This window comes from Methylobacterium sp. E-046 (assembly GCF_022829625.1).
GTDB lineage: Bacteria > Pseudomonadota > Alphaproteobacteria > Rhizobiales > Beijerinckiaceae > Methylobacterium > Methylobacterium longum.
Genome location: NZ_JAKSYP010000081.1, coordinates 1 through 14,268 on the forward strand (window position 1 = coordinate 1; position 14,268 = coordinate 14,268).

24 protein-coding genes and 1 pseudogene are annotated in these 14,268 nt (G+C 65.3%); 11 read left to right on the forward strand and 14 right to left on the reverse strand.

The window, feature by feature from the left end; genetic code table 11:
• Positions 1-281: 281 nt before the first annotated feature.
• Positions 282-1,028: a Crp/Fnr family transcriptional regulator gene (locus MKK82_RS06265; RefSeq protein WP_243984938.1), complete on the forward strand. Its 747-nt coding sequence runs from the start codon at positions 282-284 to the stop codon at positions 1,026-1,028.
• Positions 1,025-1,270 carry a hypothetical protein gene (locus tag MKK82_RS06270; protein WP_243984940.1) on the forward strand — a complete coding sequence of 82 codons (246 nt, stop codon included), beginning with the start codon at positions 1,025-1,027 and terminating at the stop codon, positions 1,268-1,270. The genes MKK82_RS06265 and MKK82_RS06270 overlap by 4 nt, the downstream gene beginning before the upstream one ends.
• Before the next feature lie 23 nt (positions 1,271-1,293).
• Here MKK82_RS06270 and MKK82_RS06275 read toward each other — a convergent pair whose 3' ends face one another.
• A complete protein-coding gene (locus MKK82_RS06275; protein WP_243984942.1) occupies positions 1,294-1,464 on the reverse strand; it encodes a hypothetical protein in 171 nt (56 codons plus the stop codon).
• 363 nt (positions 1,465-1,827) lie between these two features.
• Between MKK82_RS06275 and MKK82_RS06280 the strand changes: the two genes are divergently transcribed.
• The 4 genes from MKK82_RS06280 to MKK82_RS06295 all read left to right on the forward strand — a co-directional run bounded on the left by MKK82_RS06280 (position 1,828) and on the right by MKK82_RS06295 (position 4,853).
• Positions 1,828-2,472 carry a ParA family protein gene (locus MKK82_RS06280; protein WP_243984944.1) on the forward strand — a complete coding sequence of 215 codons (645 nt, stop codon included), beginning with the start codon at positions 1,828-1,830 and terminating at the stop codon, positions 2,470-2,472.
• A 458-nt stretch (positions 2,473-2,930) separates the two neighbouring features.
• Positions 2,931-3,173, forward strand: coding sequence for a hypothetical protein (locus tag MKK82_RS06285; RefSeq protein ID WP_243984946.1), 243 nt, complete (start codon positions 2,931-2,933; stop codon positions 3,171-3,173).
• Between the two features lie 5 nt (positions 3,174-3,178).
• Positions 3,179-4,066: a tyrosine-type recombinase/integrase gene (locus MKK82_RS06290; RefSeq protein ID WP_243984948.1), complete on the forward strand. Its 888-nt coding sequence runs from the start codon at positions 3,179-3,181 to the stop codon at positions 4,064-4,066.
• 1 nt (position 4,067) lies between these two features.
• Positions 4,068-4,853, forward strand: a complete 786-nt coding sequence (locus MKK82_RS06295; RefSeq protein ID WP_243984950.1) for a TIGR02391 family protein — start codon at positions 4,068-4,070, stop codon at positions 4,851-4,853.
• Positions 4,854-5,004: 151 nt separating this feature from the next.
• On the opposite strand, the gene MKK82_RS06300 is transcribed toward MKK82_RS06295, so the two are convergent.
• The 3 genes from MKK82_RS06300 to MKK82_RS06310 are packed head-to-tail and all read right to left on the reverse strand — an operon-like array spanning position 5,005 to position 5,884.
• Positions 5,005-5,253: a hypothetical protein gene (locus MKK82_RS06300; RefSeq protein ID WP_243984952.1), complete on the reverse strand. Its 249-nt coding sequence runs from the start codon at positions 5,251-5,253 to the stop codon at positions 5,005-5,007.
• Complete coding sequence (locus tag MKK82_RS06305; RefSeq protein WP_243984954.1) at positions 5,250-5,468, reverse strand: hypothetical protein; 219 nt, start codon at positions 5,466-5,468, stop codon at positions 5,250-5,252. The genes MKK82_RS06300 and MKK82_RS06305 overlap by 4 nt, the downstream gene beginning before the upstream one ends.
• The gene (locus tag MKK82_RS06310; protein ID WP_243984956.1) at positions 5,465-5,884 is read right to left on the reverse strand and encodes a DUF5681 domain-containing protein; all 420 of its coding nucleotides are present in this window, start codon (positions 5,882-5,884) and stop codon (positions 5,465-5,467) included. Before MKK82_RS06310 ends, MKK82_RS06305 begins: the two co-directional genes overlap by 4 nt.
• Before the next feature lie 232 nt (positions 5,885-6,116).
• Here MKK82_RS06310 and MKK82_RS06315 point away from each other — a divergent pair, with 232 nt between their 5' ends.
• Entirely contained in the window at positions 6,117-6,263 is a 147-nt protein-coding gene (locus MKK82_RS06315; protein WP_243984958.1) for a hypothetical protein, read from the forward strand.
• A 339-nt stretch (positions 6,264-6,602) separates the two neighbouring features.
• Here the strand turns inward: MKK82_RS06315 and MKK82_RS33845 are convergent, their stop codons facing one another.
• The 10 genes from MKK82_RS33845 to MKK82_RS06360 form a co-directional block, all read right to left on the reverse strand.
• Positions 6,603-6,731, reverse strand: a complete 129-nt coding sequence (locus MKK82_RS33845) for a hypothetical protein (protein ID WP_279602831.1) — start codon at positions 6,729-6,731, stop codon at positions 6,603-6,605.
• A 527-nt stretch (positions 6,732-7,258) separates the two neighbouring features.
• On the reverse strand, positions 7,259-7,822 hold the full coding sequence (locus tag MKK82_RS06320) for a hypothetical protein (protein WP_243984960.1): 564 nt from the start codon (positions 7,820-7,822) through the stop codon (positions 7,259-7,261).
• Positions 7,823-7,931: 109 nt separating this feature from the next.
• A complete protein-coding gene (locus MKK82_RS06325; protein WP_243984961.1) occupies positions 7,932-8,252 on the reverse strand; it encodes a hypothetical protein in 321 nt (106 codons plus the stop codon).
• A gap of 14 nt (positions 8,253-8,266) precedes the next feature.
• Positions 8,267-8,524, reverse strand: a complete 258-nt coding sequence (locus tag MKK82_RS06330) for a hypothetical protein (protein WP_243984962.1) — start codon at positions 8,522-8,524, stop codon at positions 8,267-8,269.
• Between the two features lie 187 nt (positions 8,525-8,711).
• Positions 8,712-9,983: an AAA family ATPase gene (locus tag MKK82_RS06335; protein ID WP_243984964.1), complete on the reverse strand. Its 1,272-nt coding sequence runs from the start codon at positions 9,981-9,983 to the stop codon at positions 8,712-8,714.
• Positions 9,983-10,816: a toprim domain-containing protein gene (locus tag MKK82_RS06340; protein WP_243984966.1), complete on the reverse strand. Its 834-nt coding sequence runs from the start codon at positions 10,814-10,816 to the stop codon at positions 9,983-9,985. Before MKK82_RS06340 ends, MKK82_RS06335 begins: the two co-directional genes overlap by 1 nt.
• 89 nt (positions 10,817-10,905) lie before the next feature.
• Complete coding sequence (locus tag MKK82_RS06345; RefSeq protein ID WP_243984968.1) at positions 10,906-11,331, reverse strand: hypothetical protein; 426 nt, start codon at positions 11,329-11,331, stop codon at positions 10,906-10,908.
• On the reverse strand, positions 11,328-11,759 hold the full coding sequence (locus MKK82_RS06350; protein WP_243984970.1) for a hypothetical protein: 432 nt from the start codon (positions 11,757-11,759) through the stop codon (positions 11,328-11,330). The genes MKK82_RS06345 and MKK82_RS06350 overlap by 4 nt, the downstream gene beginning before the upstream one ends.
• Entirely contained in the window at positions 11,756-11,947 is a 192-nt protein-coding gene (locus MKK82_RS06355; RefSeq protein ID WP_243984972.1) for a hypothetical protein, read from the reverse strand. Before MKK82_RS06355 ends, MKK82_RS06350 begins: the two co-directional genes overlap by 4 nt.
• Positions 11,948-12,079: 132 nt before the next feature.
• Positions 12,080-12,322 (reverse strand): hypothetical protein, encoded by a 243-nt coding sequence (locus tag MKK82_RS06360; RefSeq protein ID WP_243984974.1) that lies wholly within the window; start codon positions 12,320-12,322, stop codon positions 12,080-12,082.
• A 123-nt stretch (positions 12,323-12,445) separates the two neighbouring features.
• On the opposite strand from MKK82_RS06360, the gene MKK82_RS06365 reads away from it, so the two are divergent.
• The 4 genes and pseudogenes from MKK82_RS06365 to MKK82_RS06380 form a co-directional block, all read left to right on the forward strand.
• On the forward strand, positions 12,446-13,018 hold the full coding sequence (locus tag MKK82_RS06365) for a hypothetical protein (protein ID WP_243984976.1): 573 nt from the start codon (positions 12,446-12,448) through the stop codon (positions 13,016-13,018).
• A gap of 288 nt (positions 13,019-13,306) precedes the next feature.
• A complete protein-coding gene (locus MKK82_RS06370) occupies positions 13,307-13,567 on the forward strand; it encodes a hypothetical protein (protein WP_243984978.1) in 261 nt (86 codons plus the stop codon).
• A gap of 9 nt (positions 13,568-13,576) precedes the next feature.
• Positions 13,577-14,023 (forward strand): hypothetical protein, encoded by a 447-nt coding sequence (locus MKK82_RS06375; protein ID WP_243984980.1) that lies wholly within the window; start codon positions 13,577-13,579, stop codon positions 14,021-14,023.
• Positions 14,024-14,025: 2 nt separating this feature from the next.
• Positions 14,026-14,268 (forward strand): annotated as a pseudogene (locus MKK82_RS06380) (hypothetical protein); the annotation flags it as partial.

Sequence of the window (14,268 nt, forward strand, 5' to 3'; positions counted from 1 at the left end):
GAATTTGAAGAAATTCGCTCTCACCGCTTCGTATATCAAAGGGTGCGGGATCGGAGTTCCGACCAAGGCGATGCCGATAGCCGTGACTGCGCTGCGAAGTCCGGGCAATTTGCGATCAGAAGCTGAGCATCACGGGCGTGATAGCGCTTCAGTAACCTGTCTTATGACAGAACGCCGCCGTAACATCAGTCTATCGTAGGGAACATCATCGGCTGATGCGATACGGGCGCCGACGACTGGGAGAGCCGCGCGCTTCCGCCTGCGATGCAAGGTAGAGCGCCATGAACTCAGCCCCCGACCCGCACGCCACGTCCATGCTCATCCGCAAGCTAGAGAGCATCGCCCCCCTCTCGGATGCCGAGCGTCAGGCGATCGAGAGCCTGCCGGTGCGGATCCAGAACCTCGACGCCCGGCAAGACATCGTCCGCGATGGCGACCAGCCCACGCACTGCTGCCTCATCCTCGACGGATGGGCCTGCCGGTACAAGATGCTCAGCCAGGGCAAGCGGCAGACCCTGTCGTTCCACATCCCCGGCGACATCCCGGACCTGCAGAGCCTGCACATCCACACGATGGATCACAGCCTCGCCACACTGACCAAAGCCGTCGTGGCCTTCATCCCGCACGAGAGCCTGCGGGAGCTGACGGCGTGCCATCCGGGCCTCGCGGCCGCCTTCTGGCGCGACACGCTGATCGACGCGGCGATCTTCCGCGAATGGCTGACCAGCATGGGCCGTCGCTCATCCTTTGAGCACGTCGCGCACCTGTTCTGCGAGCTGTACCTGAAGCTGCAGGCGGTGGGCTTGGCTGACGATCACCGCTGCCCGATGCCGATTACCCAGACCGATATCGCCGATGCGCTGGGTCTCACGCCCGTGCACGTCAACCGCGTGCTGCAGGAGATGCGCGGCCGGACCCTGATCACGCTCCGGAGCCGGATGCTCGTGATCGAGGCGTGGGACGAACTTCTTCAAGCCTCGGAGTTTGACCCAACGTACCTTCAGCTTGAGAAGCGGGCGGCCCGATGACCCTACGCCTTCAGCCTGTGCAGGTTGGAACGGGCAGCTACGATGTCGACGGCCAGTTGGTCTTCGCGGACGGCCTCCTCGCGGCCGTGCTGGTTCAGCTCTCGGACTATCACGAGGACATAGCCGGGATGTGGTTCCTGGAGGCAGGTTTCGGGCTGGTGAGTAGCGCAACTCAGTCGACCTTCGCTGATCTCGACGCGGCACAGACCTGGATCGAGCAGCGGCTGGCACACGCGGCTTGAGCCTGAAATTCGGACGGCTGGTCCTACTCGTCCATGAGTCCCATCCGTTGCGCTTCATCGAGAAGCTCAGCGCCGGTCATCACCTCTCTATTCACGCGCCAGAGCGCTGGATCCTCGTCGAAGCGCTCGACCATGTAGCCGGCCGCGATCAGGGCCTCCACGGCTTCGCGGTTCGGATCATCGGCATCGGTCATCCCGCGAGGCTACCTCGATCACGGCAGACGCGCGATCCCCCGCGCCGCGAGGATCAGGAACGCGAGCATCAAGAGCACTACAGTCGCCGCCAGCTTGGCGCGTACCAACCAAGGATGTTTCTCAGCCATCAAGGGCAGATCTACAGTGAAGGCTGATGGGCAGAAACGCGATCAAGGCGCGACCGCCTGGCGGCCATATCATCACGGCTCACCCGGCCTCGCGCACATCCCGACCGTGCCACGGCTACTGGCGTCGGGTTAGGAACATGGTAAGCGCCTGTTAACCGCTCACGCCCGAGCTTGCCGCAACGAACTACGGACTGACGCATCTACGTCATTACGTAAGCACGCAATGAGGCACTGATGCACGTCGTCGTCGTGGCTAGCCAGAAGGGCGGGGCCGGCAAAACCTCGCTGATGCGCAGCCTCGCGGTGGCGACGCACCAAGCGGGGCACGCGACCGCGCTCCTCGACACGGATCCGCAAGGGTCGCTTACGAGCTGGTGGAACCGACGCGAGGATCCACAGCCGGCGCTCGTGCGGATCGAGGTTGCCGATTTTCAGAACGGGGCCGAACGGTTGGCCGCGGCCGGGATCGAGTTCCTATTCGTCGACACGCCGCCGTCTGTGCGGCCGGAACTGCGAAGCCTGCTCGCGCACGCGAGCCTCGCCCTCGTGCCGGTTCGCCCCTCTCCCGACGATCTCGACGCGGTGGGCGACACCCTGGCGCTGATCGAGGAGGCCGGCTGTCCGTTCGTATTTGTGCTGACCCAAGCCAAGCCTCGGACCCGGCTGCAGATGCAGGCCGTGATGGCGCTAGCGAAACACGGGAAGCTGGCGCCGACCGTCGTCCATGATCGGACGGATTTCCCGACCGCGGCTATCTCGGGCAAGGCCGTGACGGAGTTCGAGCCCGAGACCACGGCGGCGCGCGAGGTGAAGGAAGTGCTTGAGTACGTAATGACGCAACTGCGTAAGGACGCAAGCAAGGCGAAGGCGGGGCGTTGAACATGGCGAGCAAACAACCTCCGTCGCTCGACGGGCTGATCCAAGCGAAAGGCGCGCCTCGGCCATCTGACGTGCCGCAGCGGGGCGAGGCGTCGGCCGCTTCTATCCCTGCAGCCGCGCCAACTCCCGTGGCAGCCTCGCGTCAGCCATCGGACGCAGAGCCGCGCACGAAGTCCCTCACGCTCCGGCTGTCCGAGCCTCGATACCAGCGGCTCAGACGGTTCGCGTTCGACCGCGACGCTAGCCACCAAGAGGTGATCGAGGCGGCTCTGATGGCCTATCTGGAGCGGGAAGGCGGCTGACACCACGCGACGCCCGCGCAGGTGCGTGCCTACGTCATTACGTAAGCACGTAACTGATGACTGATGTACCTGCTGGCTTGCGGAAGTGGCTACAAACCACCATCGTGTCGAACGCAAGACAAGAGTGCTTATCTTGCGTTAGTCGCGAGGTGCGCCATGGACGTCGTTTTGAGACCCGTCGCAGAGGCGCAGTCGGAATGGGAGCTGCGGGACCGTCTGGGCCGCGATCTCGGGAAGGTCAGCCAATCGGCGGACCCTGAGGCGTACAAGATCGTCGCCAAGCTCGGTTGCAGCCTCGATGGTGTTCCGACCTCTCATGCGACGCTGGATGACGTTATGTCGGCCATCGCCACGCGCATGGGCGGCGCTTGCTCCCTCGACAGCCAGGATTGGGACTGAGCGCGATGTCTACACTCCCCGCAATCATCGAGCCGGACATATCGCAGCTGCCGGCACTGCCGCCGGCGCAAGCTGACGACGACGCGCAGATGATCCGGCTATGGCTGGCTCGATCGTCCAGCCCGAACACACGTCGGAACTATGAGCGTGAGGTTCGCCAATTCATGGCGTCTATCGGCAAGCCGCTCGGTTCGGTACGCATGAGCGACCTGCAGGACTACATCGTGGCCCGGCCCGGATCCTCAGCGACGAAAGCGCTGACCGCCGCAGCGCTCAAGAGCCTATTCGCCTTCGCGCAGGAAGTCGGGTTCCTGCGCTTCAACATCGGCGCGGCCGTGAAGGTGCCGCCGATCAAGAACACGCTGGCCGAGCGCATCATGGCCGAGGCCGACGCGCTGCTGATGATCCGGCAAGAGTCGGTTCTGCGGAACAGGGTGCTGCTGACCGTGCTGTACGGCGGCGGGCTGCGCATCTCCGAGGTCTGCGGTCTGCGCTGGCGGGATCTCGCGGCTCGCGACTCGGCTGGGCAAACGACGGTGTTCGGTAAGGGAGGGAAGACGCGGGCGGTGCTGTTGTCGGCCGCGACGTGGAAGGTGCTGACGGCGCTGCGTGGCGAGGCGCCGGCCGAAGCACCCGTATTTCTGTCGCGGAAGGGCGGGGCCCTCGACCCAAGCGCGGTCCATCGGGTCGTGAAGGCTGCCGCGGCACGCGCCGGCCTACCGCCTGAGGTCTCGGCGCACTGGCTCCGGCACGCGCACGCCTCGCACAGCCTCGATCGCGGGGCGCCCATCCACCTTGTGCAGGCCACGCTTGGCCACGCCTCGGTGGCGACGACGGGGCGCTATCTGCACGCCCGGCCGTCCGAGAGCAGCGCGAAGTTCCTGGGGGTGTAGGATGTATCTTGGCCCTGAATTCCCCGATGCCGAGAGCCTGCTCGGACTGGAAGCGGATGAGCTTGGCATTCGATTGTTGCCGGCTCTCTCTCGCTGGCCACCTCACGACGCTCTCACAGCCTATGCCTTCGTCACCGCCACTACCGGAGTAGGCGTGCGTTTTGCCGGTATCGGTGGTCAGGTTGCTCCTGTTCAATGGAACGGCAGAGGCCCGGAAGTCGCAGCCGCAATCCGCGAGGCATGGGCCTGGCTAGAGGGTCAGGCCCTTCTAGTCCCTGTCAACATTCAACAACACACACTAAGTCGTAGGCTTGGTCGCAAAGGACGTGCGCTTGCCGCAGACAATGATCCGAGCCGCGCGCTCTCGTCTCGCTACCTCTCACGCTATGTGCTGCACACATCAATCCGAGATGTTGTCTGGGATCTCTACCTGCGCGGGCGGTTCCCTACGGCAGTCTTCGAAGCCATGAAAATGGTCGAGATCCGGGTGCGCGAGGCAGCGGGGTTTGCGGAGGGGGATCACGGAGTGCCGATGATCCGCCGGGCTTTCAACAAGGATACAGGGCCGCTGACCGATCCCGGCGCACAGGAGGCCGAGAAGGAAGCCCTGGCCAGCCTCTTTGCCGGCGCGGTCGGGTCGTACAAGAACCCGCATTCGCATCGGAAGGTGTCGCTAGACGATCCTATTGAAGCGGCTGAAATCATCATGCTCGCGAACCACCTGCTTCGGATCGTTGATGCGCGGGAGTTGGCGCTAAGCAACGCGCGAAGCGTGAGCACGCCATGAGGCCGGCTCGCCCGTGAGCATATAGGCGGGCAGATCAACAGCGGCCCGATGATAACAAATGATGACATCGGAGGCAGAGTTTCGGGCCCAGTACGCGCAGGCGCGCGAGGCGCTTGGCCTGCCGAGCAGGCGCTGACTTGAAATCAAGTTTTCAAGTTGCGACCGATTGGGTGTGACCGTAGCGCTTGACCATCAGGCGGGCGCCTTCTTGAAGTGACGGCTCTCCCGACGCCTCCATTGCGGCGACTACGGCAGCGAAGCTCCCGCAATGCTCAATGAGCCGCGCGAGCTTCTGCTGCGCCAGGGCCTCGATCTCCTCGTAGGTCATGCCGGCATAGCGGTTGGCCTTGCGGGTCGCCTCCAGCTTCGCGACGCGCACCTTGATCTCCTGCAGCCTCACAACCACGCCTCCCCTGGCCCGAACCCCTCACGGGCCAGCAGTGCGGCCGCCCAGGCATCGCGCTCGGGCTCAATCGGCTCGCCTGCCACTGCCTGTCGGAGCACGACAATCAACCCGTCCAGCTCGTCGTCGCTGTAGCGGTGGGGGCCTGGCTTCAGGTTCGGGTTTTGGTGCTCCAGCCGGACGATGCGGCTCTTGATCTCGTGCAGCCTCATCGGCGGATCCCCTCGATCTCGGCAAGGCGACGGCTCAGGTCCGCCGCGGTGATGGCGTCGATGTGAGCGGACACCGCCTTGCCGATGTCGGCTGCCTCGGACGGCGTGATCTCGCCCGACGACACGGCTCGTAGAAGAGCAGCGGTCGCCTTCGGCAGGTCGTCGGCCGTCTCGATCGTCGGCAGATCGAAGGTGATCGACCGGTCCCGGCGTGGCGACAGAAGGCGATCGAGGCACAGCTTCATCGCGCCGCCATCGCCGGCAAGAGCCTGCTCGATGGCCTTGCGGGACAGGGCTTCCGCCTCACCCTCGAAAATGGCTTCAAGGGCCAGCGTGGAGCGGTTGCGCGAGCCGCGGGGGCGGCCTGCGGGGTTGCCGGACTGGCCGGGCTCAAAGTGGGTGTCCTCGCTGGGCATGGCTTAACGTCCGGTCGGAGTGGTCCTGTAAACAACAGGGCAAAAACAGGAGGATGATAGATAGCACTGGCTATGAGGTTTCACGACTAGACCCTTTCGTGGAGTTCTCGCTGCGCCTCCGCAGGATCGCGAGCAAAGGGCTTTCGGGAGGGGCAGGTGGTAGGCCGGACTCGAATTCTCCGATGCAGGTTGTTGCGTGAGCCATGCCCACCTTCATGAAGCGAGAGTGATCATGTCGATCCACGCAAAGGATGCCGGCGAGGGCATTGGCTGGGATCGCGCCGCGATGGCACGCTTCCACCCCCGGTATAAGCTGTCGGCTGTGGTTGCCTTTGCTCAAAAGGGTCCGAGCTTCCTCGGCGTTCAGCAAGCTGCTTGATACGGCCTGACGATCAATCTCGATCCAAACCGCAACTCGACAATCTTGCTGGCGCCCGAACCATTCGGACCAGTTCTGAAACTGCCCCGATAAGTTCGACGCGGAGGCACCGAAGTCCATCAAGCTGACCCCGCACAGCATCTTGCAGAGTGAGGTGAGGTAGCGGTCTTGGAAGACGCGGATCTCACCGTCTTGCAGAATGCCCTTCAGTCCAGCCGGTGAGGTCGCGTGCCAAAGCCCACCATCCAGGGCGCTCCACAACGATGGTGGGAGGCCCGGGTTATCCATGGATGGTGGCTCTTTCGACTATGGGGGAACCGCTAACCTTCAGTTCGACCATCATGGCCGCGCCTCCGGGTGAAGGGCCTCGAACGGCACGCGCAGCATCTCGGCCAGTTCGCGTCCGGCTTCCTCGCCGAAGGTCTCGGCGGCCTCAGCCACAAGCTCGTGGCGGACGGCCTCGCTCATGTCCGTCTCATCGGCGGGGAGGTTCTCAGGGCCTGGACGGCGGGGCTCATACTTGCGGGGCATGTCTCGTCCTCCTCTAGGTGGCGGTTGCTCGACTCTCGGTCCAGGCTCGGTCGCGCTCGGCCTGTGCGGCGCGCTGCTCGGCCTCCCATGCGAACTGGTCGGCGTGGTCCTTCCAGAACCGGCGGTCGGCGGCGGCGGCGCGCTCGCGTGCGGCCGCGTCTTCCTCGGCCTTCTGGCGCAGGCGATCCGCGACGGTCGGAGGCTTCGGTTTGCCTGCCTTGGCGCGCGGGTGAGGCCACCCCTGCCAGCCCGGGGGAGGCGTCCAACTCGGATGCGGTTTAGGCCGCTGCGTCGTCGCACGCTGCCGCGCCTCGGTGAGGGTTCAGGCCTGCCGCTGCAGCGATCCGTTCGGCTGCGGCTTTTGCGGCGGCGCGCTCGCCCGTAGTCGCACCGCGCTTGGCGAGAGCGAGGCAGCTATCGAGGCGGCGGGCAGCGACGGCGGTGAGGCGAGGCATGGCGGCTCCTCAGGCTGCGAGACGACGGCCGGGGCGCCACTTCGGCGCAGAGACCGTGAGGGCGGTGGCGTTGCCAGCAACGTCGCGGAACAGATCGGCGCGGTAGCCGGTCGCCGTGATCAGGTCGTGCCCCGGCGTCCCCCATGTGCCTCGCGGCCCCGTCGCCAGCACCTTCGGGGCAGAGCGATGCCGTTCCTTCGGATGCCACCAGATCGCCAGTTCTGCGGCTGTCAGGTGCTCGCGGGTGCGAAGCTGCGGGCGCAGGGCCTCGCACAGCGGCGTTGGGTCGATCGTGAAACCTGTCGCTTCCAGCAGGATCAGCAGATGGGCGAGGTCGGCGGCCGTAACCATCTCGACGCCGATCATGCCATCGTCACCACGCCGCGGGCGCCGGTACGTCCACTGCAATGGGATCTCGAACGCAACCAGCAGCTCGCGGACCGTGAGGGCGCCGAAGCCCAGCGGTCGGGGATCGGTGGCGATCAGCAGGCTCTCAACCCGGATGTAACTCGCCCAACCGGAGGCGACAGTCTGCCTGTAGATCTCGGCGGCCTCGCTGTCGGATCCGCCCATGCAGGGCTTCTGTAGGGCCGTCCATAGGCCGGCGACGGCACGAGAGGTTACGTTCTCGGGCATGGTGGCTCCTTTCAGGCGGCGGCGGACAAGGGGAGGGCGGCTAGCGTCACGCCTTGGTCGCGCCCTGTTGGTCAGGGGCGATTTTCAGTCGGTATTCGTCGATCGCTATGAACGCCCGGTGTGCCTCCTGCGGGTTGATGCCGTCCCTGACCACGATGGTGTTGAAGTCGATGAACAGCATCGCGAGGCGCTGCCATTCAGGCGCCGAGTGCTGATCGGCGTAGCAGGCGCCGCCTGTCATCGCGTAGAGGTTCGACAATCCGGTCTCATCGGGGAACGGCACGACAACCACCTTGCCGACCGTATCCGGCTTCACGTCTTCCCAATGCGTCGGCGTCCAAGCGATCAATGCTTCGAGCTGTTTCACGGCATGGTCTCCGTTCAGGCGAGACGGTTCAGAGCGGCGTAGCTTGCCCAGACGCGGCGTCGATCGAGCGCGTCGAGGTCGGCAAGGGCGGATAGGGCCGGCTCCAGCGCGGCGTCATCCCGCTCGGCCCGCAGCAGGAGGCTGGTGAGCACTTGGCCGCGCGGACCGGTCGACAGGTGGACGATGGCGCGCAAGCAACGGAGGCAGGCCACGCGCTCGGCTGAGTCGAGGTCGGAGCGGAATGGCCCCCAGCGATCGGCGGCAGGGATCATCGCGACGCCCCTGATTTCCGCACCTCGAAAACAGCCCCAGTGCGAGCCCCCGCACTTCCGCACCTCCCTCCCCCCCTAAAGGGGGGGTAGGGGAGTGCGGAGCAAAGTGCGGGTGCATGGTTCCGCACTTCCGCACCTTTCCGCACTTCCATATTCAAGGTGCGGATGGTGCGGATCGGCAAAGAATTCATGCCGGCTCTCCCACGACGATCATGGGCTTCGCTCGGCCATTTCGGGCGTCATGCTGCCGGGCGACCTTCAGCGCCTTACTGGCGATCCAGGTCTTGAGGAGCGCTTTGAGTTTTGTTTTGCCGCCTGCCGTGTCCGCATCAATGTCGAGTGCTTCGGCAATCGCGTGGCCGGCCCAGTTCCCGGCCTGGACGCTTTCGGCCCATTCGCCCGCTGCGATCGTCGTCTGTACTCGACGAAGATCCGAAACCTCTACGGCATCGAACAGTCCGGGCATGGTCCACGGGGTGACGACGCCAATTTGGTCCTCGGGCCCGTCCAGAGTGTCGTTGCCGAGGCCGATGCTGATCAGCTCCCGCCAATCCGCCTTCTCAAGTGGGGGCGCCATGTTCGACTTTCCGTCGTCGACGCGGAAGAAACGGCGCCGGTCTGCTGACGGTACGCTTGCCCCCTCGGCCTCCTCCGGAGACATCACGTTGAGGACTCTAGCCGAGCGCACCGCACCTATCAGCGCGGAGCCGCCTCGGGCATCCTCTACGGCGTAGCTGGTCTGACCGGATGCTGCCTTGCGCACGTGATGCACGAGTTCAACGCAGCAGTTGCACCGCTCGCCAATGCCACCCCATGTCTTCGTCACCTTGTCGATGGCGCCGTTGTCGTTCTCAGGCACCGCATGGCACGAGACGAAGGGGTCGATCGTCAGCACGTCAATCCGCCGGGCCTGTATCTCTGAGACTACTGCCTCAACGATCGGGGCCATGACAGTCACAGCGTCACCAACCTTCCGAGCGACGACGATTTCGATCTCGCGTCCGCTGTCGATGAAGAGGCGGTCGCCGATGTCATCGGCCGTGATGCCGTAGTGGATGCAAGCGGCGGCGAGCCGTCGTTCGATCTCCTCTCGGGGATCCTCGCCATTCCACACCCAAACCCGGAGTGGTTCGGGGACGCGCACCCCAAGCAGGGGCTTCCCGGTAGCCATCGCCAGCGCTTCAACGAGGATGAGGCTGGTCTTCCCAAGCCCTCCAGGGGCGACCGTCGCGGTGGGGTATCGGCGGATGTAGTGTCGCCCATAAAGCCACTGTCGACGTGGGATCGATCTCGGGTCACGCAGCACGAACGGGGTAGCTCGGATTGGCGCGGCAGCCCCGCCAGTCTGCCCCTCGAACGGAGGGAAGCGCCCTTCATCGGCGTCAGCATCACGCGTGCTGCGGCGGAACGGGTGAACGGTCGCGGAGGCGTCCAGGTCCGGCTGCTTTGGGGCATCCATCAGGGGCGGCCCTCCTTGATTGCATCGTTCAAATCGGATCCGTGACGCGGGCGGCAGATCCGCACCTCGCGTCCGGCATCACTCCAGCGGGTGCCGACTTGCTCCACCGCTGTCTCACTGGCTGCGCCGGTCTCGGCGCACACCGTCAGGGCCTCGATACCGGACAGGACGGGGAAGGCCGCAATCCCGCCGACGCCGCCGGTGGCCCACATCGGCACGAGGCCGAGCACCATGCCGGCGAGCGCGGACTCCACGCCCTCGGCCAAGGCGAGGCCCATCGTCACCTCGGAGTCGGCGGTGAGTTTGATCGCGGCGCCGCTGGCTCGACCGAGCATCTTCCTGCCGAGCTTTTCGCCGCTCACGGGATCGAGGCGGGTCCGGTGCAGGCCAACCACCTCGTTGGTGTGGATGTCGCGCAGGGCGCACAGCATCAGCGGGGCGCGTTCGTTCTCCCACGGGCCGCGGGGATGGAAGCGCACCGCGTGCCCGCAGATGGAGGCCGGCAGGTCTAGTTTTCGGTGCTGGTTCAGGTAGCGCTCAACGAGGCCGTTCCTCGGATCGCGCTCGGCCTCATCCCAGATCCGGCGCACTCGCTCAGCCTTGATCGCGGCTTCGGCTTCACGGGCAAGGCGCTGCTGTTCGCGGGCGCGTTCCTGCCGGGCGAGTTCGCGCGGGTCGACGCGCTCCTCCCGCTCGCGGGTGCGATCCTCCCAACGAGGCAGCCCGCATCGCTCGTCCACGTAGTCGCGGAGCATCAGCGGGTCGTCGCCCGCGAAGCTCGTCACGATGTAGCCGTTGCGTGCGTCGGGATCCGGAAGCAGCCGGGCGGACATGTCGCCCGTCCGGTGCCCGATGCCCTGGAAGGACACCCCGCCGCTGATGACGCGCCCGCCGGGGAGGCAGGACGCGGCGTGCTGTAGGTTCAGCATGCGCGACGCACCTCCATGTCGAGGCGGTCGGTCATCTCGGCGAGGCGGTCAGCCTGTTTGATGCTGAGGTTGCCGTGCAACCGGGCGACGTTGTTGAGGAACCCGCGCTCCCACTCCGTCAGGCGCCACGCCCGGTCCTGGCAGAACCTCACGCGGGCGCGGTGCTGCTGCTCTTGGCGAGGCGTGAACGCCCGTTTCCAGGCGAAGTCATTGAACGGGCGGGGGCGGTGGCTAAGGCTCGTGACATTGTCCTGACCCTCCCCAACCGGGATCGCGGCGGCGAGGGCGTGCCAGTCGAGGCCGGCGGCCTGTAGCTTGCGGCCGATGCCCCGGCAGGCGCCGAGGGCTTCGTGATCGTTTGGGGCCCCGCACAGGGGCAGGAGCGCGCGGACGCTGGCGGGGATCGGGCGAGGCGTCATGCTGCGCCTCCCTGATTGCGGAACGCCTGCATCGCCCAGGTGAACCGATCCTGCGCATCCGGCAGGTGCGCGGTCAGAGCGTTCATCGCGCCGACGCCGGCACGGGCATATTCGCGGTCAACAAGGTCGGGTGTCGTCGTGACACCCTTCGCGATATCCTGCGCCATGCCGATCAGGCCCTGCGCGACGAAGTGCGGGGCGATCAGCACCGGCTCGCCCTCAACCTCGACGGTGTGGCAAGCCTCCTTCCAGTGTTTCAGGAGCGCGGCCTTCAGCATCCGGCGCAGGTCGCGGGGCAGGGCGAGCGCCGCCAACAGCTCCTCGTGGGCATGCCACGGCATGTCGGGGGCATCAGCCGGCCCGCGGAAGAAGCGGACCGTTACGTTGTTGATGGTCGCGTTGTGGATGGGGGCTGCGGTCGCGATCATGCCCGAGCCCTCCAGGTGTCCACCTGAGGGAAGGCCAAGCCAGCAATCACTGCGGCGAGCGCCGGGTTGCCGACCCGCTTAAGGACGGCGTGCAGCCGCAGATCCTCGACGGGCAGCTCGGGCTGGCGGGTGGGGACGGATTTGCGCCGCTGACGGGCGATGGGTTTCGTGATGGTCGTTGGTGTCACGGTAGGCTCCTCTGAGTAGGGAGCCGGTCCGAAAACCCTTGGCGCTGAACACCAGATCGATTATCTACAGCGGTGCTGATGCGCTGTTTTACGATCTGACGCCGGTCCTGGTTCTCGGGGCCGGCGTTTTCGTTAGGCGGCAGTAGGCTCGTTGACGCGCAGGGCTTCACGCAGCGGCGGCGTCGGGTAGCGGATCGTCTTGTCGTTGAACCGCACGACCGGGAACGGACCGTTCTTAGCGACCCGGTATCCCTGGCCCCGCCCGAGGTCGAAAACGACGTTCACCACGTCCTGGCCGACCACCGGCTTTTCCATGATCTCCTGAAGGGCCTCGGCGACCGTAGGCTTGCGGCCGGTGGCTGAAGGCTGGGGCATGGCCGTTCGACTTTCCGATGCTCGTTTGCGCTCAGAAAGTTGTAGGGCGTGACGAACGGTTGCGCAAGGGTTCTTGTGGCGCGATTGGTCACGGTATATGTGGAACGGGACAGGAGCGGACAAATGAGCGCGACAGAACACACCCAGCCGCGCCGTATGGGCAGGCCTCCAAAGGCTGCGGAAGATCGCAAGTCAGCGACGATGCGGTTCCGCACGCGTGAGGGGCTTCGCGAACAGCTTGAGGCCGCGGCAGAGGCATCCGGTCGATCTCCGAGCGAAGAGGCTGAAGTCCGGCTTCAGAATTCGTTTAAGCCGGATCCTCTCCAGCGACTGGCGTTCGGCGATGGTGAAGACGCTAAGAAGTTTATTATCAAGCTTATATCAGCAATCCAAATTATTCAGGGATACGAGAACCCCAAAGGCTGCCAATTAGGCAGCATGAATTGGTCATCGACCGATTATAAAAGCCACTTTACCCGGACGGCTATCAGGGCGGCCGTTCGAGTGCTTGTGAACGACGCCCTACCGGCCCCTGTTTCGGCCGAAGAGGCGGGCCTTAGCCCTGAAGATGCGAAAATCTACACAGATACTATCAATCACATGCACGATTTTGGGACTGAGTACGCAATGCTCATCACGGGTCAGCTCCCGCGATTAGCGGCCGCATTGAATGCGGACGGCTCTTCGGAACATTGAGCAATCAACAAGTACATCTGATCACAAACGGGCATTCGATTTAGTATTACATGCGCAACGCCTCTCGTGTTACTGTCGTTGACGGACACGGAGGCGTTTCATGGACAAGCAGCGGCTCAGTCGAACCCGGATCTTCCGCGCAGATCCTGCTCTAGATGCTGCCCTTGAGGCCGGCGCTGCCCGCGAGGGCGTGAAGGTGTCTGCGTTCCTGCGTGAGGCTCTTCGCTCCGCGCTGACGTCCTCCCCGCCGCCGTCCGTTGGATCACGCTCGATGCAGGCCGCGGCCTGATGGGCGAACTGCACCGCCTCCCGCTTCGCGACCTGCCGCCCGCGCCCACCAGCATCTCGGTCCCTGAGACCTGGGCTGCCCTGCGCTCGGCCATGCGGATCACCCACGGCACGCTCGGTGAGATTGTGGACCTGCTCGATGCCGGCGCGCCACCGGCAGACGTCTTCGCGCTGATCGACACCTTCAACAGCCAGATCACGACCTGCGGTCGCGCCGTCACCTTCCTGCGGGAAGCCGGTACGCCGCCGGACGCCGCGTAGGGGGTGACGGTGAACGCCCCGACCCCCCGCCTCGGCATCAGCCTCGTCCCCGTGCCGATGGAGCACGTTGCGACGCTCTGGCCTCAGGCTGAGGGGCATCTACGCCGGGCGTGCGCGCGGTCCGTTGGTGACATGTCGCCGGAGTCGCTGTTCCTCGACTGCATGGCCGGGACGAGCGTCCTCGTCATCATCGTGAACGCCAACACCGTGCCGTCAAACATCCCGGCGGCGGCCGTGGCTCACTTCCCTCGTCAGGTTGACGGCTCGATTGCGTGTGAACTGCGCGCCGCGGGCGGCCGGGCCTTGGCCCTCTGGCGGCACGTCGTCCCCGATTTCGAAGCTTGGGCCCGCCATGTCGGCGCGGCTTCCGTGCGCCTGTGCGGCCGACCCGGCTGGGAGCGCGTGTTTCCGGGCTACCGCGCCCGCCCCCTCGTCTCGCTTGTGAAGGATCTCTGACGATGCCGGGAATGGGCGGCGGACAGACCAGCACCACCAACAGCACGCAGGTCGCGACTAAAACCCCGTGGGATCCGGCTATTCCCGGCCTCACGCAGAGTTTGACCGACGCTAAGACCCTCTACGACTCCGGCGTCGGGTCGCAGATCTACCAGGGCCCTCGGGTCGCGGATTTCAGCACGGACCAGTCGGCCGGCATCCAGTCCACCCGTGACCAAGCCGCGGCCGATAATGCTGGCGGCCTC

Coding starts and splice junctions, on each gene's coding strand:
- MKK82_RS06265 (WP_243984938.1), top strand. CDS start 282: ATGAACTCAGCCCCCGACCCGCACGCCACGTCCATGCTCATCCGCAAG.
- MKK82_RS06270 (WP_243984940.1), top strand. CDS start 1,025: ATGACCCTACGCCTTCAGCCTGTGCAGGTTGGAACGGGCAGCTACGAT.
- MKK82_RS06275 (WP_243984942.1), bottom strand. CDS start 1,464: ATGACCGATGCCGATGATCCGAACCGCGAAGCCGTGGAGGCCCTGATC.
- MKK82_RS06280 (WP_243984944.1), top strand. CDS start 1,828: ATGCACGTCGTCGTCGTGGCTAGCCAGAAGGGCGGGGCCGGCAAAACC.
- MKK82_RS06285 (WP_243984946.1), top strand. CDS start 2,931: ATGGACGTCGTTTTGAGACCCGTCGCAGAGGCGCAGTCGGAATGGGAG.
- MKK82_RS06290 (WP_243984948.1), top strand. CDS start 3,179: ATGTCTACACTCCCCGCAATCATCGAGCCGGACATATCGCAGCTGCCG.
- MKK82_RS06295 (WP_243984950.1), top strand. CDS start 4,068: ATGTATCTTGGCCCTGAATTCCCCGATGCCGAGAGCCTGCTCGGACTG.
- MKK82_RS06305 (WP_243984954.1), bottom strand. CDS start 5,468: ATGAGGCTGCACGAGATCAAGAGCCGCATCGTCCGGCTGGAGCACCAA.
- MKK82_RS06310 (WP_243984956.1), bottom strand. CDS start 5,884: ATGCCCAGCGAGGACACCCACTTTGAGCCCGGCCAGTCCGGCAACCCC.
- MKK82_RS06315 (WP_243984958.1), top strand. CDS start 6,117: ATGTCGATCCACGCAAAGGATGCCGGCGAGGGCATTGGCTGGGATCGC.
- MKK82_RS33845 (WP_279602831.1), bottom strand. CDS start 6,731: ATGAGCGAGGCCGTCCGCCACGAGCTTGTGGCTGAGGCCGCCGAGACC.
- MKK82_RS06320 (WP_243984960.1), bottom strand. CDS start 7,822: ATGGGCGGATCCGACAGCGAGGCCGCCGAGATCTACAGGCAGACTGTC.
- MKK82_RS06330 (WP_243984962.1), bottom strand. CDS start 8,524: ATGATCCCTGCCGCCGATCGCTGGGGGCCATTCCGCTCCGACCTCGAC.
- MKK82_RS06335 (WP_243984964.1), bottom strand. CDS start 9,983: ATGGATGCCCCAAAGCAGCCGGACCTGGACGCCTCCGCGACCGTTCAC.
- MKK82_RS06340 (WP_243984966.1), bottom strand. CDS start 10,816: ATGTCCGCCCGGCTGCTTCCGGATCCCGACGCACGCAACGGCTACATC.
- MKK82_RS06345 (WP_243984968.1), bottom strand. CDS start 11,331: ATGACGCCTCGCCCGATCCCCGCCAGCGTCCGCGCGCTCCTGCCCCTG.
- MKK82_RS06350 (WP_243984970.1), bottom strand. CDS start 11,759: ATGATCGCGACCGCAGCCCCCATCCACAACGCGACCATCAACAACGTA.
- MKK82_RS06360 (WP_243984974.1), bottom strand. CDS start 12,322: ATGCCCCAGCCTTCAGCCACCGGCCGCAAGCCTACGGTCGCCGAGGCC.
- MKK82_RS06365 (WP_243984976.1), top strand. CDS start 12,446: ATGAGCGCGACAGAACACACCCAGCCGCGCCGTATGGGCAGGCCTCCA.
- MKK82_RS06370 (WP_243984978.1), top strand. CDS start 13,307: ATGGGCGAACTGCACCGCCTCCCGCTTCGCGACCTGCCGCCCGCGCCC.